The organism is Methylophaga thalassica MP, from assembly GCF_000214595.1.
Lineage (GTDB): Bacteria > Pseudomonadota > Gammaproteobacteria > Nitrosococcales > Methylophagaceae > Methylophaga > Methylophaga thalassica.
This window is the reverse complement of record NZ_AFIG01000001.1, coordinates 964,907-987,541: the sequence shown is the minus strand read 5'-3', so window position 1 is coordinate 987,541 and position 22,635 is coordinate 964,907. Positions and strand designations below refer to the sequence as shown.

Sequence of the window (22,635 nt, the reverse complement as noted above, 5' to 3'; positions counted from 1 at the left end):
ACAGATGAATACTAGCAACCCATTTTTAAGTATTCGGTGGAAAGCTGGTTTATTTTTCAGTTCTATTCTATTGATTTTTCTGTTGATTTTTCATGTCATTATTTACTGGAACGTTCAGCAAAAATTTGTTTTTTTTCGTTCTCAGTTACAGGAGCAATATCATCAACAGCTGCTCGGACAAATCACGACCACACGAGATCAGCTACAACGACTTGCTGAGTTGCTTATTTCGCCTGATACCACGCAACATTCAGCATCAGGAAAACACAAAGATATTTTAGAGCGTATTCAGCGTTACCGCAGTGACCTTGAGCTGAACTGGGATGTCTCCCAAGTACAATTGTTTGATAGTACAGGTCGAAACCTAGGTGGATGGGGTCCGCCCACACCAAAATTCATAAAATCGATTATTACACGCACCGCAGAAACTGAACTAGCTCAGAATCAACTCAACTGCGAAGTCAGTTGCAAACAATACCTCTTATTACCTATTCTGGCGGATAGCCCGACTAATCATGTCTTAGTGCTCGGCTATAATCTGACGCAATCATTGTTGGATTTTCGGGCACAAACGGGTGCCGATATTGCCATTATTTCTGATCAGTCCAACACACAGGAGTTACGTCAAGCTGATACATCGCTCTGGGACCGTCATCTCAATGTACTCACCTCATTCAATAGCAATATCGCTTATTTAAGATATCTAGCAAAACATTATCGTTATCAAGACATTGATCACGATAAATTGATCTTACGCGATTCGAATTTACCGGTTGAATTTCAGTTTGTTAAGCTCAAACAAGTGAGCAATGTAGTACTGGTGATAATTGATAATATCGCTAATCAGCAACATGAGCTTAGTAGCCTTACTTATAGGACCATTGCCTGGTCACTTATTGGCTTAATCGCCATTGGTGGCAGTCTATTCTTACTATTATCAGCGCCACTGAGGCGATTATCAGCAGTCTCCAAAGCCCTGCCTCTTTTGGCCGAGAAAAAATACCTTCAAGTCAGAAATATGCTGAATCATACATTGCCAAGACGTTACATTGATGAGCTGAATATCCTTGAACAGTCTGCCGTAGTACTTTCAGAACAACTGGAAGATCTGGAAAGCTCTGTTAACAAGCAGACAGATTCACTCAATAAGCGGACACAAGAGCTGATACAAGAAAGGGATTTTGTCAGTAATCTGATAGACACAGCCCAGTTAATCATTATTACATTGGATAAAAATCACTGTATCTCTAGCTTCAATGAACTCGCGACCCGCATCACCGGCTATCAAGCAAGTGACGTATTAAATCAGTCATTTGAACAATTTTTTCATCCCTCTGATTGGCAGAGGGTCCATCAATCACTTCAGCAACTGTCCAATCATGGTGAAAAGATAGTTCACATGGAATCCGATATTCTCTCAACTGATGGACAGAGCCATACTATCTCTTGGATACATTCCAATTTTCGCGTGCCCACCAATAATGCTGTGATTCTCTGCATAGGCATCGATATAACAGAAAAAAAACAAAATGAGAATGAGTTACGCTGGCTTGCAACCCATGATCCATTAACTGAACTCTATAATCGAAAAAAACTGAAGAATCAGTTTGAACACCTTCTCAAACAAGCAATTTTCAATGACCAACAGGGTATTTTGCTGGTGCTCGATTTAGATCATTTCAAAGATATCAATGACAGTTGTGGTCATAATATTGGTGACCAATTACTCAAGAATGTAGCAAGAGCCCTCACTGAGGTCAGTCGTGATAATGATGTATTAGCGCGATTAGGCGGTGATGAATTTGCCATCATTTTGCCTGAAACTGATTTAAATACTGCTATTATTCTGTGTGAACAAATCAGTGCAAGATTACATACTCTGCACTTTGAATTTGAACAAGTTCGCTACAGCATTTCTTCCAGTATCGGCATCGTGCCTTTTCCACTCAATGAGTTCAATGTGGATCGCCTCTTAAGCAGTGCAGATTTGGCGATGTATCAAGCGAAGTCACATGGTAAAGATACATGGCGGCTGTTTACCCATGACGACATGCTAGGAAAACAACTCCAGGAACGTATGCGTTGGAAACAGAAAATAGAAGATGCATTGTCAGACGACCGTTTTATACTCTATTTCCAACCTATCATGCAGATTCAAACCCAAGCGGTGAGTCATTATGAAGTGCTGCTACGCATGTTAGATGAGGATGGTGAAATACATAGTCCAGGCATGTTTATTGAAATTGCTGAACAATCAGGCTTAATCCACCGAATCGATCACTATGTATTAGAAAAAGGCATTGCCAAACTAGCGGATCTGGAACAACAAGGCATAAACATCACTTTATCATTGAACTTATCTGCCCACGCAATGCTTGATGCTGATCTTATACCGCTGCTAGAACACCTTTTAGATCAATATAATGCCAGTCCAGATCATTTATTATTTGAATTGACAGAAACGGCAGCCGTCGCTGATATTAATCAAGCACGAGTATTGATGAGTGAAATGCGTGACTTAGGCTGTCGATTCTCTATAGATGACTTCGGCTCTGGCTTTGCCTCGTTCCGTTATTTGCGAGAACTACCTGTTGATATGGTGAAAATTGATGGCATGTTTATCACCCATATCACAGAAAATAATGATGACAAGCTATTTGTGGAAGCCTTGGTTTCTGTAGCTAAAGGCATGGGAAAAAATACGGTGGCAGAGTTTGTTGAGAGTGCTGAGATTCTCGAAGTTTTGGCTGAACTTGGTGTCGATTATGCTCAGGGATATTACATTGGAAAGCCCCAGCCCACGTTACTTGATGGACCAATAACGTTCGTTCAGTGAGTCAGGCGTGTTATACCTATCAGCTTATTATTGTCGTCAAACTCAATGGAAAACAAACCATTCACGCCTCTGCTATCAACGAACTGACGAATATGTTCAGCAGGGAAACTTAATCTTTGTCCCGTTTCAGCAGTAACGATCACCGTTTTGGCCATGCCTTGATAATAACGAAGCGCTTGTTCAGGAGTAAGATGCATTCGAAAGCGTAATCGGGTCATTGCAGTTATCTTCTACACTAAATAGTCACCTAGTGCTTGTATCAACTGTGACAACATCGCGTTTTTCGCCATCTCAGAATAAGGCTCAGCCTGCCCTATACCCCAGACCGGTTTTGGCCAAGTAGCATCCGTTTTAAAGCGAGCAATATGATGAATATGCAGTTGTTCAACCATGTTTCCCAAAGCTGCAATATTCATTTTATCGGCTGAAAATAAAACCGACATAGCCTTGCTCACAAAGCTGGACTCGATCGACAAACGCTGCTGCTCTTGCTCAGTCAGCTGATAAATCTCAGCTTTATTTTCACGTTTCGGCACCAGTATCAACCATGGATAGCGCATATCGTTCATTAACAGTACTTCGCACAGTTCAAACTCGCCAATCCGGATAGTATCTTGTTTTAATTGTGGATGAAGCTCATACATTATTATGCTGCCAGATATTTTGTGACGATTTCATAAACATCGGCGGATAAGTCTTTTTGCGCAGCAATCTCTTCCAATGACGCTTTCATTAATTCTTGACGCTCAACATCATAACGACGCCATGAATTTAACGCGCCGAGCATTCTTGCTGCAACTTGAGGATTGAGCTTATCTAACACTAATATTTGCTCTGCCAGGAATCGATAGCCTGAACCATCTTTCGCGTGAAAATGGACAGGGTTATTACGGCAAAACTGGCCAATTAACGCACGAACATTATTTGGATTTTTAATGTTAAATGCTTCATGTTTCATCAACGCTTTAACACGTAACAAGGTATCAGGGAGTTTCGATGCCGCCTGCACTGATAACCATTTATCAACTACTTGACGATCATGTTTCCATTGCTCATAAAACGCACGTAATGCGTGTTCGCGTTCAGGTCCAGCCTGATCGACCATCAAACGTAAGCCGGCCAATAATTCTGTCATATTGTCAGTCACTTTCATCTGACGCAGACAGCGTTGCATTTGTAGCGGATCATCGGTGGCGGCCAAATAGGATAAACATAGATTTTTAAGACTACGTGCAGCCATATCTTCTGCGTTAAACTGATATTTTTTCTTTTTACTCAGACTTTCATAACGTGCATTGAATAATGGCTTCAGTGATATGGCAATCTGTCGCTTTGCAAACTCTCTAGCCTGATGAATGCCATCTACATCAGCTACAGGCATCTGTGCAGCCAAATAGTTTTCCGTTGGCAGAGTCAACATTTTTGCTACAAGTGCCGGATCTAACTGTTCGTCATTCAAGACGGCTTCAAGCTGTGACAGCAATAATGGTGATAAGGCTAATGTATTCTGTTTTTGAATATCATCAACAATTTCCAACAACACATTAATCATTAATTGCTGACCAGCATCCCAACGATTAAAGCTGTCGGTGTCATGGCCCATTAAGAAGGCTAATTGCTTATTCGTTAAGTCATACTTGAGTTTTACCGGAGCTGAAAACCCGCGTAACACTGATGCCACAGGCTCTTCAGAAACATGGATAAACTCAAACGTCTGCTCTGTTTCTGTTAATGACAAAACACGAGTATCACCGTCATAGGGTGTTGTTTCTTCCGCTAGCTGCATTGGCATATTATTACCGTCACTATCCAGTAAGCCCACAGCAACAGGAATATGGAAATTTAACTTATTCTCTTGCCCTGGTGTAGCTGGACAGGATTGGTGGAGGGTAAGGCTGAAACGTTGTTGCACAGGATCGTAGTGTGTCTTGACAGATAGCTCCGGCGTACCAGCTTGTTCATACCACCGTTTAAACTGACTTAAATCAACGCTATTGGCATCTTCAATCGCTTTGACAAAATCATCGGTGGTGACGGCTTGACCATCATGTCTGTGAAAGTAAAGGTCTGTTCCTTTTCTAAAACCTTCATCGCCAACCAATGTTTTGATCATGCGAACAACTTCAGCGCCTTTCTCATAAATCGTCACCGTATAAAAGTTACTGATTTCAATATAGGAGTCTGGGCGAACTGGATGTGCCATTGGGCCAGCATCTTCAGCAAACTGCATACTACGCAGGCCATTCACATCGTCAATGCGCTGTACAGCAGCTGAGTTCAAATCAGCACTAAAACTCTGATCGCGCATCACAGTAAAGCCTTCTTTCAGACTTAACTGAAACCAATCACGGCAGGTAACCCGATTACCAGACCAGTTGTGAAAATATTCATGGGCAACAATGCTTTGGATGGTGTAAAAATCGTCATCGGTCGCTGTTTCGGGTGTGGCTAATACACAGGCAGCATTGAAGATATTCAAGCCTTTGTTTTCCATAGCCCCCATATTGAAGTCGTTAACAGCCACAATCATGAATACATCTAGATCATATTCACGGCCATAGACCTCTTCATCCCATTTCATTGATTGTTTTAACGACACTAATGCATGGTCACATTTATGTTTATTCTCAGGATCAACGTAGATACGTAATGTGACATCGCGACCATTCATCGTTGTGAAGTGATCTTGCTGACAATATAAGTCACCAGCAACCAGCGCGAATAAATAACTCGGCTTGGGATGAGGATCATGCCAGCGCACCCAATGTCGACCATCATTAAACTGGCCCTGTTCTTCCAGATTACCGTTCGATAACATCACCGGCCACTGTTTTGCATCGGCAACAATCGTCACCGTAAATACCGTCATTACATCAGGACGATCAGGGTAATAGGTAATGCGTCTAAAACCTTCTGCCTCACATTGAGTACACAATAAACGTCCCGAATGATATAAGCCTTCCAGGGCCGTGTTCTGATCGGGATGTATCTCGGTAATAATTTCTAATTCAAACTGTTCAGGCACATCTGCAATAGTCAGTGAGTTGCTGTTCACCTCATACTGACTATCAGAAAGTAATTTTCCATCCAATTTGATACTAATCAAATCCAGTGACTCACCATCGAGCACACACTCACCAGCAGATGATTCCGGGTTAAGCCGCATTTTTAACGTGCTGATAACCCTTGTTTTTGATTTATCCAAATCAAAATGAAGTAATGCCTCATCCACCAGATAACGAGGTACCTGATAGTTGGCTAATAAGGTCATTTTTGGTGACTGTTCCACGTTAGAAAGATCCATCATATTTCTCTATTAAAAGTCGTCTAGTGTTTTTACAGACCAGACTTCGTAGGCTGGGGTTTCATAAGGATGTGCAGAAATTAAGGCTTGCAATATAGGCTTTATCTTTTGGCTGGGACAAACGGTTTCTATCCGGAACTCAGGTACATATTCCACCTGACCTTGTTGGCCAATATAAGGTTGGCTTCCAGCTAGAGGACGAAACTGCCCCATTCCTTGCGATTCCCAGCAACAGGAATCATAACCATCATATTGTCCGGCTCCCGCAGCAAAAATTGCCTGTTTAACCACTTCTTTGTGAGATTCATGGACAAAAAAAACCAGTTTTAATAATGTGTCCGCCATCAATTATCGAATACGCCATTTCTGTGCGAGACCATTGCCAAGCTCACTGTATACTGAGCGGCCATCAGGGCTAAAAGCCAGTGCTTGAATTACCACACCCGGTTTTAACGCATCTTTACGTGGTGTTAACCAACAGCCCAGTGCTTGACCATTTTGTGCTCGCCAGACACAAATCTCACGATTTGGGTGACCCGTAGCAACATATTTACCATCAGGTGAATAAGCTATCGCCGTGGTCGTCGTTTTAAAAACTGGGAAGTCACCCCATATACCATCTACATCCACTGGTGATGTGGTCAACACAGCGACTTGCTTACCACTTTTTACACTCCAGATACGAGCTTGATCATTACCTGCAGAACTAATGACATTGCCACCTCTCGGGTCAAACGAGACAAAACTCACATCATTCTTATGCTGCCAGATGCGTAATTGCTGACCAGTTTCCAGGTTCCACATTCTTGCTGTGTGATCATCACCACCTGTCAGTCCATACTTACCATTGGGTGAGATATCCACTGTATTGATAAGCTGGTCAATCGGTGAGTTCACCGCTTTGCCATCGTGTTTAAAGATTTGCACCACACGATTTCTGATGACATCAAAATAAACGGCGGTTCTGTCTTGTAATGCCAAAAGCAGATGATCACCTCTCGGCGATAAAGCAATGTCTTTAATAGTGACAGGAAACTCAAGCCGAATCATCGGCTCACCGTTTTCCATATTCCATAACACAATGACTTTAGACTCTACGGTGGCAGCGACTTTACTGTCATCAGAAAAAGCCACATCCGTGGTAGTACCGCTATCGTTTGGCGTATTTTGCCAAGTGTATTTCACCTTATTCGTTTCAAGGTCCCAAAGCTTGGCCGGTAAATCAATGTCTCCCACCAGAACATAACGACCATCTGGAGAGAAACTCGACGCATAACTGCCATTTTCACTGTGCTTCCAGGATTCTGTCGGTGTTCTTTCTTCTGTACAGGCTGACACTGAAAGCACTAACAGTGCAGCACTGAGGGTTCGTATTACATTCTGAGTAAAAAAAGACATCGGCATCAGGAACGAGGAAGGGTCACACCAGACTGGCCTTGATATTTACCACCGCGGTCGGCATACGATGTTTCACACACTTCATCAGATTCGAAAAATAACATCTGCGCCACACCTTCATTAGCATAAATCTTGGCAGGCAATGGGGTTGTGTTAGAAAACTCTAATGTTACCTGCCCTTCCCACTCTGGTTCCAGCGGGGTGACATTCACAATGATGCCGCAGCGTGCATAAGTAGATTTACCCAAACATACGGTCAAAACATTACGCGGAATTTTGAAGGTTTCAACGGTTCTGGCCAGGGCAAATGAATTCGGTGGAATGATACAAACATCAGACGTCACATCTACAAAACTGCTTTCATCAAAGTTTTTAGGATCAACAATCGCTGAGTTGATATTGGTGAAAATTTTAAACTCGTTTGAACAACGAACATCATAACCATAGCTGGAGGTGCCATAAGAGATAATACGGTTATCATCACGATATCGAACCTGGCCTGGCTCAAAAGGCGAAATCATTCCCTGCTCCGCCATACGACGGATCCATTTATCTGACTTAATCATAGTTGCTTGGTTATACCTTTATAAATGTCCAATCATAAGCCTATTAAAACATATCTTAAACAGGCTTTATCGTGTCTTAGCTAAACATTAGTCATTTTTAATCACAATGTTTGGAAACGCTGCTGAGTAATCTTTGCCCTGCATGGCCAGTCTGGCACCAACGCGACGAGCAATCTGTCGATACGCCATTGAAATCTCAGCGTCAGGTTCGGTCACCACACTGGGTTTACCCGAGTCAGCATCTTCACGGATTCGAATATCCAAAGGTAAACTGCCAAGTAAATTGAGATGGTACTGTTCGGCCATACGCTGACCGCCACCGTCACCAAAAATGTGTTCTTCATGGCCACACTGACTACAGATATGGGTGCTCATATTTTCAACAATGCCCAGTACCGGTACTTTGACCTTTTCAAACATCTTGTATGCTTTACGAGCATCCAGCAAAGAAATGTCTTGTGGCGTCGTTACAATAACGGCACCACTGACAGGGACTTTTTGCGACAAGGTTAATTGAATATCACCTGTGCCCGGTGGCAGATCGATAATCAGGTAGTCCAGATCTTTCCAGTTTGTCTCGCCCAATAATTGTTGCAGGGCTTGAGTGACCATCGGCCCACGCCAGATCATCGGTTCTTCTTCATCAATGAGGAAACCAATCGACATGGTTTGAATACCGTAACTTTCGACGGGATTCATCGACTTGCCATCGGGTGATTCAGGACGGCGATTTGCACCCAGAATTCGAGGTTGGCTTGGTCCGTAAATATCGGCATCCAGCACACCGACGCTTGCGCCTTCTGCAGCGAGTGCCAGAGCGAGATTGGCTGACGTGGTTGATTTACCAACGCCACCTTTACCAGAGCCAACAGCAATGATGTTTTTAATATTATCCAGTGCCTGGACGCCCTGCTGAACTTTATGTTTGATAATTTCGCTTGAAACGACAACACTGACATTGTCTGCTCCTGCTTGTTGTAAAGCAGATGTTAACGCTGTGTTGAGTTGTTCAATATAGCCTTTGACCGGATAACGCAGAACGACAGAAACAGTTTGTTTACCTGCATTCTCTGCCACCATAATCGCTGGGTTCGTCTCTCCGAGTTTTATTTCGGTCGAGGGGTCCTGAAAGTCGTTAATAATCTGCTTTATCTGAGCATTATCTAACATGGAGCACTCCTGTCTATTTCATGCGTTCGCCTGAAGACACGCATCTATTCTATTTTTATTGGCATGCCAGACGCTAAATCTGAAGGTTTGGCTAAAACGGCTATCTAAAAAAAACGCCATCTTTAAGACGGCGTTTAATATCAATCTAATCTGGGGCCACGTAGTTCATTTTGCAAGGGCCAATCACGATAATTAAATACCTGTCCCTGCTGACGTACACGGGCAATCTCATTCACATCCAAATCGGCATAGACCCACTGTGCAGTATCGGCAGAACCTTCCGCCAGAATACCATTATCTGGGAAGCCATAATCTACGGGTGTGTAGATGCTGGCACGTCCTGTATTCACATCGACGGCTTCTGACCACAATGCTTCACCAAATGTCGGTGATTGTAATACATAACACTGGTTTTCAAGCGCACGTGCCTGGCAACCGATTCTGACACGATAAAAACCCGCTTGAGTGTCAGTACAGCTCGGTACCAGTACCACATCCGCGCCAGCCTGAACTTGCTGATGCGCGATTAACGGAAATTCACTGTCATAACAAATATTGATAGCAAGGCGACCAATATCTGTATCGATAACTTTAATGTCTTGTCCGGCATGAATTAACCATTGTTCATTTTCAAACCGTGTCATGATGAGTTTGTCCTGATAGTCAATAAGACCATCAACACCATACAGATTAGCGCGGTTACGGAAGCTACCATCAGACTGCAGTACAGGGAAAGAACTGGCCAATATCATCACATCAAACTGCTTGGCTAACTGAGCATAAAGCGCCTCATAATCGGCATACACTTCTTGCATCGAATGCAGTTGTTTTCCCAAATCTTTATAAACCGACTCACCAAACAGGGAAGCCAGTTCCATACTGCCATACTCAGGGAAAACCAGTAACTTAGCGCCATTGTTAGCTGCCTGGCTTACCCATTGTGTTAATTTATCTTCAAATTCAAACCATTGCGCGAAAAAGCCAATATCATATTGGGCAACTGCCGCTTTTACTTTGCTCATTCATGTTCCAGAGAATTAGGTATAACGTCGCTTGAGTCTTAAAAGCCAGACGCTAAAGAAATTTAAATTTTTTTCATCCAGAAAGTCATCGGCTTAGGCGATTCAATCGTCTCGCCAACTTCTTTCCAACTGAATGTGGTATTCAGTTCAGGATGTTTTTCATAACCGCGTTTACGCCAGAAATTATCTAATGGCTGATAGTCAGCGGGTCGCTGGGGATGATCCTCAGGACGTTGAACACCACAAAAACAGCTGTATTTAAATCCACCAACTTCATGGGCATGCGCTTCCCGTTCGTCGAAGAACGTGACACCGGCACCTTGTCCACGGTACTGAGACAGTAATACCGACTCACCACAATAAAAGATCTTATCGATATCATAACCAGCAGCGATAAATGGGGCTTTGACTTCGTCTGTTTCGTATTTGAGTGGAATGCCAGTAGACGCACCAACAACATGCTCACCATCAAAGGCCAATACAATGACGCTGTCAGGCGCTTCGATATATGTCTTAAGATATTTTTCTTCGTAAGTCAGATCCCCATCATAAAGATAAGGGAAGTCACGAAAAACACGAATCCGGAGCTCGGCGAGCTCCGGAATGTATTGATTGAGTTTATCGCCGGACAGTCTTTCCAGTCTTAACATCGCACACCTCTTAGCCTGCGACTTGGGCGATCCAGTCTTCTAAGTTGTAGTAGTTAGTAATACGAGCAACTTTACCATCACGAATCACAAAGAATGCACCTGCTGGTAAACGATATGTTTGACCTGCGGCTTCTGGTAAACCTTCATCAGTTGACAAGTATTCACCTAATACAGTGAATTCAACCGCAGCACGGTCACCAGCATCATTGGTTGTGATCGAAATATCAACGATATTTTCTTTATAGTGAGCATTCATACGGTCCATGAATTTTTTGAATGCTTCTTTACCGATTTCACGACCACCTTGGTTTACATCATGAATGACATCGTCTGTCAGCATATTAAGAAATGCATCCATGTCGCCGCGGTTAAATGCATTGTAGTAGTCTTCCAACAGTTTTACTGTAGCTTGATTCATGATGAAAAAATCCCAAAGATTAGAAAAAGGCCGAATTTTATCTGTTTCAAGGAATGAGGAAAAGACTTAATTTGTTAATTGCCTCATATCCTTAGCCTATAAACAGGCTTTCTGATTCATTCGTTTTTTGAGTCGCGCACAAGCCCTATTAATTAATGACGATTTCTTTGCACGATACCCATCAATTTATAGGTCAGCAAAGAAGCAGAAAAATCATAGGCATGGAAACCCTCAATAGGGGCAAATTCCATAATGTCAAAACCAATGATTTCGCGCTGCTTTGCAACCGACTCAAATAAGTTGAGTGTCTGATACCAATCAAGGCCACCAGGCACTGGTGTGCCAGTTGATGGAAAAACGGAAGGGTCCATGCCATCGATATCCAGTGTAAAAAACACTTTTTGTGGAAAATCGTCAGGTAGCTCAATTGATTGAATGCGGTTGGGCACTAACTCGTCGGCATCCTGATATAACACGCCAAATTCTTCGCGGAAGGCCATTTCTTCTTCACAGTAAGCGCGAATACCCAGCTGATAAAGTGGAATACCCATATCCACAGCACGTTTCATCACTGAGGCATGGCTCAGAAAGTCACCTTCGTAGGCCTGACGTAAATCGGCATGTGCATCGATCTGCACAATGCCAAAATCCTCTATACCAGCATCACGCAAGCCTTTTATTACACCATACGTGACTGTATGTTCACCACCTAGTACAACCGGCATTCCACCGCTCTTTACGATATCAGCTGTTGCTTTAGCGATATTGTCGATGACTTGTTGTGGCGCAACACTACAATCAACCGGCTCACAAGTATAAATTCCCTCGTCGCAGGGTTTGCTCTTGCCATCCCATTCTTCTAACTGCCATGACGCTTGTAAAATAGCATTAGGCCCCAAAGCTGTACCGCCACCGTAGGACACAGTTTTTTCATAAGGCACAGGCAAAACATGAAATAGTGCTTGTGCGGGTTCTGGCTGTTCAATTTCTGAACCGAGAAAAATTGGATAATCTTCCATTTGTATCAACTCAAGATAATCTGTGTTTAAAATCGTCGTAGCCGAACTCTTTCACGATGCGTAAGGCATCGGTTTCTGAGTTCCACAACGCAATGGCTGGTAATTTTGTGCCATTAAATGTGGTGGTTTTGACCATCGTGTAATGCGCCATATCTTCGAAAATCAGCCGCTGACCGACTTCAAGCGGTGCTTTGAAGCTGTAATCATCAATCACATCACCCGCCAGACAGGTTAAGCCCCCCAGTCTATACGTATATTCGAACTCATCTGCCTCACCAGCACCACGAATATCAGGGCGATATGGCATTTCCAGCGTATCCGGCATATGACAGGTGGCGGAGGTATCAAGAATGGCTTGATTCAGTTTATTCCAGGTAATATCCAACACTTCACAGCTCAGGATACCGGTGCCGATGGCCATTGCTTCACCCGGCTCAAGATAGACTTGTACCTGATGGCGTGCTTGAAATGCCTGTATTAACTCCACCAACCCATTAATATCATAGCCATCAGCAGTAATATGATGACCGCCACCAAAGTTGACCCATTTCATTTGCGGCAAGATATGACCGAACTTTGATTCAACCGCTGCTACGGTACGTTGAAGTGGTTCAAAACCTTGTTCACACAGGGTATGAAAATGCAGACCACTAATTCCTTCCAATGCGGTTTCATCTAACTGCGATAAGGTTATCCCTAAACGCGATCCAGGCGAACACGGATCATAAATGGGCACGGCCCCTTCAGAATGTTCAGGATTGATTCGTAAACCAAACTCCAGATCAGGTCGTTGCTTTTGGGCCGCTAGACACTGCTCTCTAAATCGCAGCCACTGGCTGCATGAATTAAACACAATATGGTTCGCAAACGTTAACAGCTCATCTATATCTGCCTGACTGAAAGCAGCAGCGAACACATGCACTTCACCACCATATTCTTCATAACCCAGGCGAGCTTCATGCAAACCACTGGCACAGGTGCCATTCAGATATTGGCGGGTTAAATCACCCAGTGACCACATTGAAAAGGCTTTTAAGGCACCCAGCACTTTTGCACCGCTGGCTACCGCTACACCATGCAGAATACGTAAATTACGCTCAACCGCGACTTCATCAACCACAAAACAAGGTGATGGCAAACGGGATAAATCCAGTTTGCCAAAATCAGTAAACTGCATGGAGATTAGTTGTCCAGATTAAAGTTATCAAGCTCAATCACATTCCATGGCAAGCCATATTTATTCATGTCTTCCATGAAGGGATCAGGATCGAACTGTTCAATATTCCAAACACCAGGTTGTTTCCATTTGCCTTCTAACATCATTTTGGCACCAATCATGGCTGGCACACCTGTGGTGTATGAAATCGCCTGAGACTGCACTTCTTTATAACAATCCTGATGATCTTTGATGTTATAGAGGTAAACAATTTTTTCTTTACCGTCTTTAATACCTTTCACCACACAACCGATGCAGGTTTTGCCTTTGGTTCGTGGTCCTAAGGTAGAAGGATCAGGCAACAAGGCTTTCAAAAACTGAATCGGTACGATTTTCTGACCGTTATAGTCAATCGGCTCGATACCTGTCATGCCCACATTTCCAAGCACTTCCAAGTGTTTCAGGTAACTTTCACCAAAACTCATCCAGAACTGAGCGCGTTTCAGTGTCGGGAAATTTTTAGTTAATGATTCCAGCTCTTCATGATACATACGGTAAATATTGTAGGTACCGACTTCTTCTGGGCAGGTAAATGTCGCTTTTTTCGACATTGCTGGCGTTTCAACAAACTCACCATTTTCCCAGTGACGACATTCAGCAGTCACTTCGCGGATATTAATTTCCGGGTTAAAGTTGGTTGCAAACGGATAACCGTGATCACCACCATTGACATCGATAATGTCCAGTTCATGGATTTCATCAAAATAATGTTTAGCAATATAGGCGGTGAAGACATTGGTTGCACCGGGATCAAAACCACTTCCCAGCAATGCTGTTAAACCAGCCTCTTTAAACTTATCTTGATAAGCCCACTGCCATTTATATTCAAACTTGGCAGTATCCAAAGGTTCATAGTTGGCTGTGTCAAGATAATCCACTCCTGCTGCCAGACAGGCATCCATGATCGTCAGATCCTGGTATGGCAAAGCGACATTAATCACTAAGTCCGGTTTTTCCTGTTCAAGCAATGCCGTTAACTCAGCGACATTATCTGCATCCACTTTCGCTGTTTTAATCGGGCGATCCAATTGGGCAGCGATAGCTTTGCATTTTTCTTCTGTTCGGCTTGCCAAAACAATTTCAGAGAATACTTCTGGTAACTGTGCACATTTATGTGTGACTACGCCACCGACACCGCCGGCACCAATAATCAGGACTTTAGACATTGCTGAATTCCTTTAACTCGTCTCAATTAACGTTCAAAAAAAGTATAGCCATGCATACTTTCTTTAAAAGCATGCAACATTTGTTGGCGCATCGGCACCGAAATTCGTCCATCACGCACCGCTTCTTCTGCAATACGACGGAATTGTTCTAACATGTGTTTAGGATCGTACTCAACGTAGCTTAATACGTCGGCGATGCTGTCACCATGGAATTCACGACGGAAATCAAAACCACCTTCCTCGTTGATATGCACGCTGACGACATTGGTATCACCAAACAGATTGTGTAAGTCACCCAAGGTTTCCTGATACGCACCGACCAGGAAAACACTTAAATAATATTCCTCACCATGTTTCAGTTCGTGTAGCGGTAGTGTTTTTTTCACTCCGGTTGGTGAGATGAAGTTATCGATCTTACCGTCACAGTCACAGGTCATATCCGCTAAAACTGCATCTCTGACCGGCGCTTCGTTTAATCGATGGATTGGCATGATCGGGAAAAGCTGATCAATTGCCCAGATATCCGGTAATGACTGGAATAAGCTGAAATTGCCATAGTAAATATCAGACAGCAATTCGGGTAATGCTTCCAGCTCCTGAGACACGCGTCTTGCCTGTGGCAGCAGATTAGAAATCTTTTCCAGAATAGCGAGTGCCAGGTTTTCTGCTAATGCTCGTTCACGAATGGTCGCTTGTCCATGGTGAAATAATTCACGCATCTCATCACGGTAATAGAGAGAGTCGTTGTAACACTCCTGCAAATTTTCCGGACTGACGTAATCAAGCACACTAAATAGATTAATAATGTGGTCATGACTATCTTCTGGGGCTTCGGCAGGGATCGGTTCAGCTTTATGCTCACGTACTTCAAGCACATTGAATAATAACATTGAAGAATAGGCCACCAGCGCACGACCAGACTCAGAAATAATCACTGGATGTGGGATATCCAGTGGGTCCAGACTTTCCTGTAAGGCTTCTACAATGTTGTAACAATATTCGTCCAAACCATAGTTCATACTATGCGTGCTGTTGCTTCTGGCCCCCTCATAGTCAACAGCCAAACCACCGCCCATATCGATATATCCCATTGGAGCGCCTTCTTCGATAAGGCCAGCGTAAAATCGACAGGCTTCCATTACACCAGTACGGATATTACGGATATTAGGAATTTGAGATCCCAGATGGCTGTGAAGTAACTGCAAACAGTGCAGCATGTTGGTTTGTTTAAGCTTATCAACCACGCCTAATAGAGCACTGGTAGATAAACCGAAGATCGAGCGATCGCCACTGTCTTCATTCCAGTGACCTTCCACCATAGAAGCCAGACGAATACGCACGCCAATTAAGGGATCAACACCCAGAGCACGGCTACGCTCAAGAATAATGTCCAGCTCCATGGCGGTTTCCAGCACAAAGAAGCACTTGATTCCCATTTGACGGGCATAAAGACCAAGGTCGATAAACTCTTCGTCTTTGTAGCCATTGCAGACAATCAGACTGTCATGATCACGAAGCTGTGACAGGGCAATAATTAATTCCGCTTTACTCCCCGCTTCCAGACCATGATGGTAACGACTGCCGTAGTCAGCAATCTCTTCGATAACATGACACTGCTGATTAACTTTGATAGGAAATACGCCACGGTAATGATTTTTATAACCTGCCTCATCAATCGCCCGTGAGAATGCTTCATTAAGTTGAGTGATGCGCTGATCTAGCAGATTTTCAATGCGTAACACAGCTGGCATATCCAGTCCACGCTCACGCATGCCATTGACGATGTCAATGATAGGTACCTGTATGGTTTTCTCACCAAACTGGACGGTGACAACAGCATTACCATCTTCTGACACATCAAAGTAGTCGCTTCCCCAGTCCCTGACACCATATAAGCGAGCACTATGTTCAGCACTCCATTCAGTACTTAAATCCAGCTCGTTATCGATAGGAGGAAAAGGCGTTTTCTGCATTGACGATTATTCCCGTCTTGGTTAGTTAAAGGGCGCGATTTTCACTAGTTTGCAGTGAAAAAGCAAAGAATTATTTCAATTATTACATTACCGAGATGACACCACAGTGACATCGGCTCAAATTATGGGTAATTCATCAGGCACTGCAGTGTCTGTCGCTGGATCCAAGTCCGTATGAAAAGCCAGCAGACTATCAGCGACTTCGTCCGGTTTATTAAACCTTGCGATATGAAACAAGGCTTCCCCTTCATTAACCAAAGGGATATTTGTGCGACCAATGACGATACCAGAACTGCTTGCCAGCACCTCAGTTTCCGAATCTCCCTTACCATAGGGTGCGGCCACCATGCCTAGTAGATCGCCTTTATTGACACTGGCCCCCATAGGCACCAGCATTCTGAAAATACCACTTTCAGGTGCTCTGACCCAAACACTACTGCGTGCTACAAAGGGTTCGTGAGGACGCTTTTTTTGTCTTGTGACGGCTAGCATCCCAATGTGACGCATGACGGCTAACACGCCTTTAACACCTGCACGAATAGCCATTTCGTTAAAACGTAAGGCTTCACCAGCCTCATAAACGATAACCGGCACATCATAAGCCGCAGCGGCATAACGTAATGACCCCTGAATCAAACTGGAGTTCACCACCACCGGCGCATCAAAAGCATGGGCCATCATTTCAACATCAGGATTGGATAAATCAGCGCGTATCTGCGGTAAATTATCGCGATGGATGGCAGCCGTGTGCAGATCAATACCATGGGTACACTGACTGACGACTTCCTTCATAAAAGAATCCGCTAATCTGGCAGCAAGTGAACCTTCATCCGAACCAGGAAAACAACGATTAAGATCACGTCTGTCTGGTAAATAACGAGACTGATTTAAAAAGCCATACACATTGACAACGGGGATGGCGATTATTGTGCCTTTCAGACCTTTAAGACTTTTACTTTTCACCAAACGGCGAATAATCTCAACACCATTGATTTCATCACCATGTACCGCGGCTGAAACAAACAGGATAGGCCCTTTACGACGTCCACGGATGACATGTACCGGCATACTCAATGCTGTTTGCATGTAGAGATCAGGCAAAGGCACATCAATAATCTTACTTTGTCCTAATCTGACTTCTTCACCAGCCAACACCAGCACATCGGACATGTTTAGCCCCTACCCCGCGTTTTTGTTTTGCCTGAACGTGCATTTCTCTCGATGAAGTCGATAATCATGCTGGCAATATCTTTACCAGTGGCATTTTCAATGCCTTCCAGGCCTGGTGATGAATTCACCTCCATTACAACCGGACCGTGATTTGAACGCAATAAATCAACACCACAGACATTCAAACCCATCGTTTTTGCGGCACGAACTGCGGTTGCTCGCTCTAGGGGAGAAATACGGATTAAATTAGCGCTACCACCACGATGTAGATTAGAGCGAAACTCGCCTTCTTTTCCCTGACGTTTCATTGAGGCGACCACTTTATCCCCCACCACAAAACAGCGAATATCGGCACCGCCTGCTTCTTTGATAAATTCTTGAACCAGAATATTGGCCTTCATTCCCATAAAGGCCTCAATAACACTCTCTGCCGCTTGTTCTGTTTCTGCTAAAACAACACCGATACCTTGCGTTCCCTCCAGCAGCTTAATAACTAAAGGTGCACCGCCCACCATTTTGATTAAGTCATCAACATCATCCGGTCGGTGTGCAAATCCGGTCACTGGCAGACCAATCCCTTTTCGGGATAGCAATTGCAGCGCACGTAGTTTATCTCGTGAGCGGCTAATAGCCACTGACTCATTGAGCGGATACACATTCATCATTTCAAACTGACGCAGCACAGCAGTACCGTAAAAAGTGACAGAAGCGCCAATCCGCGGAATGACCGCATCATAACCTGTCAGAATTTCGCCTTTGTAGTGAACTTCTGGTTTTAATGAAGTAATATTCATATAGCAGCGAAGCACATCTAATACATGTACTTCATGACCACGAGCCTCTGCGGCCTCAACCAGACGACGGGTTGAATATAACTTGGGGTTACGAGAAAGAACGGCGATTTTCATCAACTTTCTCCATCAAAAAATTCTTTAACAGGCTGTTCATCATGCTCCTGAACACTTTGGCCAGTCATAAATGACATGGCAGGATTGACAATAAGATTGCCGGCAGTCATGGCGGTTCGACCTAACAGCATTCTAAACAGCATATTATCGCGGTTTGTCAGAGTGACTTCTATAGGCCATTGCTTTTGCCCCAGTGATAGCTCAGTCTGAATCACATAACGCTTTTCCGTATGCCCCCCCGAATCCGTCACATTGCGCTGATCAATGACTAAGGCTTCACACCATTTGATAGTGTCATTGTCTCCCTGATTAGGATGCACGCCAAATCGAACCCAGAGTTGCTGATCCTGCTCAAACTCTTCAACTGAAAAGGCATGGATAGCTGAGGTCCTTGCTCCGGTGTCCACTTTTGCTTTGATTCTGGTGAGGCCAAGTTGTGGGAGGCTCAACCACTCGCGCCAGCCCACAGTAATAGATTCTGATAATGCTGCTTTACTTTGCTCTTCTGTCATCCGATGGTAACCATTCGTTTTCTCAGTGAGGGATGATAACACTCCGTAGAATGCATCAACGATTTTGGTAAAGAAGGCGATTCATGGTGGTAATCGCGCTGACTTTGATTTCTTTCGGGCAAACGCGTTCGCACTCACGATAGTTACTGCAACTACCAAAACCTTCATCTTCCATGGCTTTTAGTAATTTAGCTGGTCGCTGTTTATCCATACCTCCTTGTGGGAGGACCGATAGATGGGAGATTTTTGCTGCAACAAATAATGTAGCTGAGGCATTTGGACAAACAGCGACACAGGCACCACAGCCGATACAAGTCGCCGCATCAAATGCATCATCTGCAACCTGTTTATCTATGGGTAAAGTATTTGCTTCACAGGCCGAACCAGTGCGGATGGGGATATATCCGCCAGCCTGGATAATGCGATCAAAGGCACTTCTATCAACGATAAGATCTTTGATAATCGGGAAAGCGGTGGCTCGCCATGGCTCTATCCATAATTCTTTTTCATCTTTGTAGTCACGCATGTACTGCTGACAGGTGGTCGTTGCCCGTTGTTTACCATGCGGTGTGCCATTGATAACCAGATTACATGAGCCACAAATCCCCTCACGACAGTCGAAGTCAAAAGCAATCGGGTCATCCCCTTGTAGAATCAACTTTTCATTCAGAGCATCCATCATCTCCAGAAATGAAGAATCTTCACTCGCCTCAATTTCATATGTCTCGAAATCACCCTTTTTATCGGGTCCAGATTGCCGCCAGATATTCAGTTTAAAAATCATTGGTAATTTCTTATGCTGGGTCGAACGAAATCAAAATGCAGGTATTCACGATAAAGTGTTGGGTGGCTGATATCACCACTATACTGCCAGGCGGCCACATAGGAATAATCCATATCGTTTCGTTTGGCCTCCCCTTCTTCTGTCAGATGTTCTTCACGTGCATGACAGCCACAGGATTCTTCCCTGTCCAGTGCATCAATACACATTAACTCTGTTAATTCAAAAAAGTCGGCAACACGTCCTGCGCGCTCTAAGGTTTGGTTTAAGCCGTCTTCAGAACCAGAAATTTTTACTTTCTGCCAAAACTGCTCGCGCAGCGTTTGTATTTCCTTAATGGCTTTTTCAAGTGATGATTTTGTCCTTGCCATACCACAGGCATGCCAGAGGATCTGTCCCAATTGACGATGAAACTCATCAGGTGTGATAGATGGTTCAGGTGCATTCATCAAGCCATCGATTCGGCTTTTGGCTGACGACATGGCTTCATCAATCTGCGTTGAATAATTTTCTGATTTAACAGGCTTATGCTTGGCTAAAAAATCCGCTACGGTCGTAGGCAAAATAAAATAGCCGTCGGCCAGCCCCTGCATTAATGCACTGGCGCCTAATCTATTGGCGCCGTGATCTGAAAAATTCGCTTCGCCTCCGGCAAACAAGCCATCGATGGTTGTCATCAGATTATAATCAACCCATAAGCCGCCCATGGTGTAATGCACAGCAGGATAAATGCGCATGGGGGTTTCATAGGGATTTTCAGCGGTTATTCGTTGATACATCTCAAACAAATTGCCATATTTTTCTTCAACCGCCGCTAATCCCTGTTTCTTTATTGCCTGAGCAAAATCCAGGTACACACCCAGTTTTTTGCCTTCAATTTCAAAACCTACACCACGGCCCTCATCACAGATGAGCTTGACGGCACGTGACGCAATATCGCGCGGTACCAAATTACCAAATGACGGGTACATGCGTTCCAGAAAATAATCACGATCCTGTTCAGGGATATCTTCAGGCCGTTTATCACAGTCTGCTTTGTTTTTTGGTGCCCATACACGGCCATCATTACGCAGAGATTCACTCATTAATGTCAGTTTTGACTGTAATTCACCATGCTGAGGAATACAGGTGGGATGAATCTGGGTAAAACAGGGATTGGCAAACAAAGCCCCTTTTTTATGAGCACGCCAGATAGCTGAAGTATTGCAGCCTTTTGCATTAGTCGACAGATAAAAGGCATTGCTGTAACCGCCCGTACACAACACCACACAATCAGCAATATGACTTTCTAACTCGCCGGTGACCAGGTCACGAGTGATAATGCCAACGGCTCTGTCACCATCCATGATCAGCTCTTGCATTTCACAACGCGATTGATGGGTAATAGTGCCTTCGGCAATCTGTCTGCTCATGGCCTGATAGGCACCCAGTAACAGTTGCTGCCCGGTTTGTCCTCTGGCATAAAATGTCCGCGACACCTGAGCCCCACCAAACGAACGGTTTGCCAGATATCCCGAATATTCACGGGCAAAAGGTACGCCTTGCGCCACTGCCTGATCGATAATGGCGGTGCTTAATTCAGCCAGACGGAAAACGTTAGATTCTCTAGCTCTGAAATCACCACCTTTAATCGTGTCGTAAAACAAACGCCAGACACTGTCTCCATCATTTTGGTAATTCTTAGCCGCATTAATCCCACCTTGGGCGGCAATGCTGTGAGCGCGGCGCGGACTATCCTGAAAACAAAAGGTTTTTACATTAAAGCCCATTTCGCCTAATGAAGCAGAAGCAGAAGCGCCAGCCAACCCAGTTCCAACAACAATCACTGTATATTTTTTACGATTCGCCGGACTGACAACACGAGAATTATATTTATGCTGTTTCCATCTATCCTGTAATGGCCCTTTTGGCGCGTGGCTATCTAACTCAAACTCACTCATGACATTAACCATACATAAACAGGAATAGAAACAAACCCTACTCCCAAAAGCGCTACGGTCGAATGAATAGCGATATGGTGCATTTTTGCTGAAATTCCTAAGGTTTGAAGAACATTAATCAAGGAGTGCTGTAAGTGCATAACCAATATAAACACACCGGTCAGATAAAACAGCGTGATTATTACAGAACTAAACCAACTCATTACTGAGCTTCTGACATCATCCGGATTCACATATAAAGATTGAATAATATGAATAACAATAAATAAGAATAATAAGATGATACTCAGCGTAACCAGTGCTGCTGGGATATGAAATTTGTCATGTTTTTTATAGCCAACCTGCCTAGCCTGATTGTTTTTTCGGCGTATGTTTACTGCTGCCCGAACATGAATCCACAAACAGAATAGAACGATGGCTAACACAGGCCAACGTATCCAGGCTGAATTGTAAATCTGATAAAACTGATTAAAGCTATCGCCAAAAAAGAAGCTGAGATTGGATAACATATGAAACAGGAGATAAACGCTTAATACCGTTCCTGCGATAGTCATCGTACGCTTTTGTATCTGTAATAACGTCATGC

21 protein-coding genes are annotated in these 22,635 nt (G+C 43.9%); 1 reads left to right on the top strand and 20 read right to left on the bottom strand.

All coding sequences use genetic code 11. The features are described from left to right. Nucleotides 1-4: 4 nt before the first annotated feature. The gene (locus MAMP_RS04720; RefSeq protein WP_007144844.1) at nucleotides 5-2,836 is read left to right on the top strand and encodes a bifunctional diguanylate cyclase/phosphodiesterase; all 2,832 of its coding nucleotides are present in this window, start codon (nucleotides 5-7) and stop codon (nucleotides 2,834-2,836) included. Here the strand turns inward: MAMP_RS04720 and MAMP_RS04715 are convergent. The 20 genes from MAMP_RS04715 to MAMP_RS04620 all read right to left on the bottom strand — a co-directional run bounded on the left by MAMP_RS04715 (nucleotide 2,830) and on the right by MAMP_RS04620 (nucleotide 22,633). Continuing rightward, nucleotides 2,830-3,054 (bottom strand): DUF2835 domain-containing protein, encoded by a 225-nt coding sequence (locus MAMP_RS04715; RefSeq protein WP_040576194.1) that lies wholly within the window; start codon nucleotides 3,052-3,054, stop codon nucleotides 2,830-2,832. The two genes, MAMP_RS04720 and MAMP_RS04715, sit on opposite strands and share 7 nt — an antisense overlap. 12 nt (nucleotides 3,055-3,066) lie before the next feature. Further along, on the bottom strand, nucleotides 3,067-3,480 hold the full coding sequence (locus MAMP_RS04710; RefSeq protein WP_007144842.1) for an HIT domain-containing protein: 414 nt from the start codon (nucleotides 3,478-3,480) through the stop codon (nucleotides 3,067-3,069). A gap of 2 nt (nucleotides 3,481-3,482) precedes the next feature. Further along, entirely contained in the window at nucleotides 3,483-6,140 is a 2,658-nt protein-coding gene (gene pepN, locus MAMP_RS04705; protein WP_040576193.1) for an aminopeptidase N, read from the bottom strand. Between the two features lie 12 nt (nucleotides 6,141-6,152). After that, nucleotides 6,153-6,485 carry a YqfO family protein gene (locus MAMP_RS04700; protein WP_007144840.1) on the bottom strand — a complete coding sequence of 111 codons (333 nt, stop codon included), beginning with the start codon at nucleotides 6,483-6,485 and terminating at the stop codon, nucleotides 6,153-6,155. Between the two features lie 3 nt (nucleotides 6,486-6,488). Beyond that, a complete protein-coding gene (locus MAMP_RS04695) occupies nucleotides 6,489-7,538 on the bottom strand; it encodes a WD40 repeat domain-containing protein (protein WP_237701190.1) in 1,050 nt (349 codons plus the stop codon). A gap of 5 nt (nucleotides 7,539-7,543) precedes the next feature. Next, nucleotides 7,544-8,104 carry a dCTP deaminase gene (gene dcd, locus MAMP_RS04690; protein WP_007144838.1) on the bottom strand — a complete coding sequence of 187 codons (561 nt, stop codon included), beginning with the start codon at nucleotides 8,102-8,104 and terminating at the stop codon, nucleotides 7,544-7,546. Nucleotides 8,105-8,191: 87 nt separating this feature from the next. Continuing rightward, on the bottom strand, nucleotides 8,192-9,274 hold the full coding sequence (gene apbC / locus MAMP_RS04685) for an iron-sulfur cluster carrier protein ApbC (protein WP_007144837.1): 1,083 nt from the start codon (nucleotides 9,272-9,274) through the stop codon (nucleotides 8,192-8,194). Between the two features lie 140 nt (nucleotides 9,275-9,414). Then, nucleotides 9,415-10,296, bottom strand: a complete 882-nt coding sequence (locus tag MAMP_RS04680; protein WP_007144836.1) for a carbon-nitrogen hydrolase family protein — start codon at nucleotides 10,294-10,296, stop codon at nucleotides 9,415-9,417. Between the two features lie 62 nt (nucleotides 10,297-10,358). After that, entirely contained in the window at nucleotides 10,359-10,946 is a 588-nt protein-coding gene (locus tag MAMP_RS04675) for a hypothetical protein (RefSeq protein ID WP_007144835.1), read from the bottom strand. Nucleotides 10,947-10,956: 10 nt separating this feature from the next. Continuing rightward, nucleotides 10,957-11,364 (bottom strand): ketosteroid isomerase-related protein, encoded by a 408-nt coding sequence (locus tag MAMP_RS04670; RefSeq protein WP_007144834.1) that lies wholly within the window; start codon nucleotides 11,362-11,364, stop codon nucleotides 10,957-10,959. Between the two features lie 152 nt (nucleotides 11,365-11,516). Next, entirely contained in the window at nucleotides 11,517-12,383 is an 867-nt protein-coding gene (speB, locus tag MAMP_RS04665) for an agmatinase (protein WP_007144833.1), read from the bottom strand. A gap of 10 nt (nucleotides 12,384-12,393) precedes the next feature. Then, a complete protein-coding gene (nspC, locus tag MAMP_RS04660) occupies nucleotides 12,394-13,560 on the bottom strand; it encodes a carboxynorspermidine decarboxylase (RefSeq protein ID WP_007144832.1) in 1,167 nt (388 codons plus the stop codon). A 5-nt stretch (nucleotides 13,561-13,565) separates the two neighbouring features. Next, nucleotides 13,566-14,765 carry a saccharopine dehydrogenase family protein gene (locus MAMP_RS04655; RefSeq protein ID WP_007144831.1) on the bottom strand — a complete coding sequence of 400 codons (1,200 nt, stop codon included), beginning with the start codon at nucleotides 14,763-14,765 and terminating at the stop codon, nucleotides 13,566-13,568. Nucleotides 14,766-14,791: 26 nt separating this feature from the next. Continuing rightward, nucleotides 14,792-16,738, bottom strand: coding sequence for a biosynthetic arginine decarboxylase (gene speA, locus MAMP_RS04650; protein WP_007144830.1), 1,947 nt, complete (start codon nucleotides 16,736-16,738; stop codon nucleotides 14,792-14,794). Between the two features lie 117 nt (nucleotides 16,739-16,855). After that, entirely contained in the window at nucleotides 16,856-17,908 is a 1,053-nt protein-coding gene (locus tag MAMP_RS04645) for a succinylglutamate desuccinylase/aspartoacylase family protein (RefSeq protein ID WP_007144829.1), read from the bottom strand. A gap of 2 nt (nucleotides 17,909-17,910) precedes the next feature. Then, a complete protein-coding gene (gene rimK / locus MAMP_RS04640; RefSeq protein ID WP_007144828.1) occupies nucleotides 17,911-18,816 on the bottom strand; it encodes a 30S ribosomal protein S6--L-glutamate ligase in 906 nt (301 codons plus the stop codon). Further along, nucleotides 18,816-19,328 carry an ATP-dependent zinc protease family protein gene (locus tag MAMP_RS04635; protein WP_007144827.1) on the bottom strand — a complete coding sequence of 171 codons (513 nt, stop codon included), beginning with the start codon at nucleotides 19,326-19,328 and terminating at the stop codon, nucleotides 18,816-18,818. The genes rimK and MAMP_RS04635 overlap by 1 nt, the downstream gene beginning before the upstream one ends. A 55-nt stretch (nucleotides 19,329-19,383) precedes the next feature. Then, nucleotides 19,384-20,112 carry a succinate dehydrogenase/fumarate reductase iron-sulfur subunit gene (locus MAMP_RS04630; RefSeq protein WP_007144826.1) on the bottom strand — a complete coding sequence of 243 codons (729 nt, stop codon included), beginning with the start codon at nucleotides 20,110-20,112 and terminating at the stop codon, nucleotides 19,384-19,386. Continuing rightward, entirely contained in the window at nucleotides 20,109-22,049 is a 1,941-nt protein-coding gene (locus MAMP_RS04625) for a fumarate reductase/succinate dehydrogenase flavoprotein subunit (RefSeq protein ID WP_007144825.1), read from the bottom strand. Before MAMP_RS04625 ends, MAMP_RS04630 begins: the two co-directional genes overlap by 4 nt. Then, nucleotides 22,046-22,633: a succinate dehydrogenase/fumarate reductase transmembrane subunit gene (locus MAMP_RS04620; RefSeq protein ID WP_007144824.1), complete on the bottom strand. Its 588-nt coding sequence runs from the start codon at nucleotides 22,631-22,633 to the stop codon at nucleotides 22,046-22,048. Before MAMP_RS04620 ends, MAMP_RS04625 begins: the two co-directional genes overlap by 4 nt. Nucleotides 22,634-22,635 lie beyond the last annotated feature (2 nt).

Coding starts and splice junctions, on each gene's coding strand:
- MAMP_RS04675 (WP_007144835.1), bottom strand. CDS start 10,946: ATGTTAAGACTGGAAAGACTGTCCGGCGATAAACTCAATCAATACATT.
- MAMP_RS04680 (WP_007144836.1), bottom strand. CDS start 10,296: ATGAGCAAAGTAAAAGCGGCAGTTGCCCAATATGATATTGGCTTTTTC.
- rimK (WP_007144828.1), bottom strand. CDS start 18,816: ATGAAAATCGCCGTTCTTTCTCGTAACCCCAAGTTATATTCAACCCGT.
- MAMP_RS04620 (WP_007144824.1), bottom strand. CDS start 22,633: ATGACGTTATTACAGATACAAAAGCGTACGATGACTATCGCAGGAACG.
- pepN (WP_040576193.1), bottom strand. CDS start 6,140: ATGGATCTTTCTAACGTGGAACAGTCACCAAAAATGACCTTATTAGCC.
- MAMP_RS04670 (WP_007144834.1), bottom strand. CDS start 11,364: ATGAATCAAGCTACAGTAAAACTGTTGGAAGACTACTACAATGCATTT.
- speB (WP_007144833.1), bottom strand. CDS start 12,383: ATGGAAGATTATCCAATTTTTCTCGGTTCAGAAATTGAACAGCCAGAA.
- MAMP_RS04645 (WP_007144829.1), bottom strand. CDS start 17,908: ATGTCCGATGTGCTGGTGTTGGCTGGTGAAGAAGTCAGATTAGGACAA.
- MAMP_RS04700 (WP_007144840.1), bottom strand. CDS start 6,485: ATGGCGGACACATTATTAAAACTGGTTTTTTTTGTCCATGAATCTCAC.
- MAMP_RS04720 (WP_007144844.1), top strand. CDS start 5: ATGAATACTAGCAACCCATTTTTAAGTATTCGGTGGAAAGCTGGTTTA.
- speA (WP_007144830.1), bottom strand. CDS start 16,738: ATGCAGAAAACGCCTTTTCCTCCTATCGATAACGAGCTGGATTTAAGT.
- apbC (WP_007144837.1), bottom strand. CDS start 9,274: ATGTTAGATAATGCTCAGATAAAGCAGATTATTAACGACTTTCAGGAC.
- MAMP_RS04715 (WP_040576194.1), bottom strand. CDS start 3,054: ATGACCCGATTACGCTTTCGAATGCATCTTACTCCTGAACAAGCGCTT.
- MAMP_RS04635 (WP_007144827.1), bottom strand. CDS start 19,328: ATGACAGAAGAGCAAAGTAAAGCAGCATTATCAGAATCTATTACTGTG.
- MAMP_RS04695 (WP_237701190.1), bottom strand. CDS start 7,538: ATGTCTTTTTTTACTCAGAATGTAATACGAACCCTCAGTGCTGCACTG.
- MAMP_RS04655 (WP_007144831.1), bottom strand. CDS start 14,765: ATGTCTAAAGTCCTGATTATTGGTGCCGGCGGTGTCGGTGGCGTAGTC.
- MAMP_RS04710 (WP_007144842.1), bottom strand. CDS start 3,480: ATGTATGAGCTTCATCCACAATTAAAACAAGATACTATCCGGATTGGC.
- dcd (WP_007144838.1), bottom strand. CDS start 8,104: ATGATTAAGTCAGATAAATGGATCCGTCGTATGGCGGAGCAGGGAATG.
- nspC (WP_007144832.1), bottom strand. CDS start 13,560: ATGCAGTTTACTGATTTTGGCAAACTGGATTTATCCCGTTTGCCATCA.
- MAMP_RS04630 (WP_007144826.1), bottom strand. CDS start 20,112: ATGATTTTTAAACTGAATATCTGGCGGCAATCTGGACCCGATAAAAAG.
- MAMP_RS04625 (WP_007144825.1), bottom strand. CDS start 22,049: ATGAGTGAGTTTGAGTTAGATAGCCACGCGCCAAAAGGGCCATTACAG.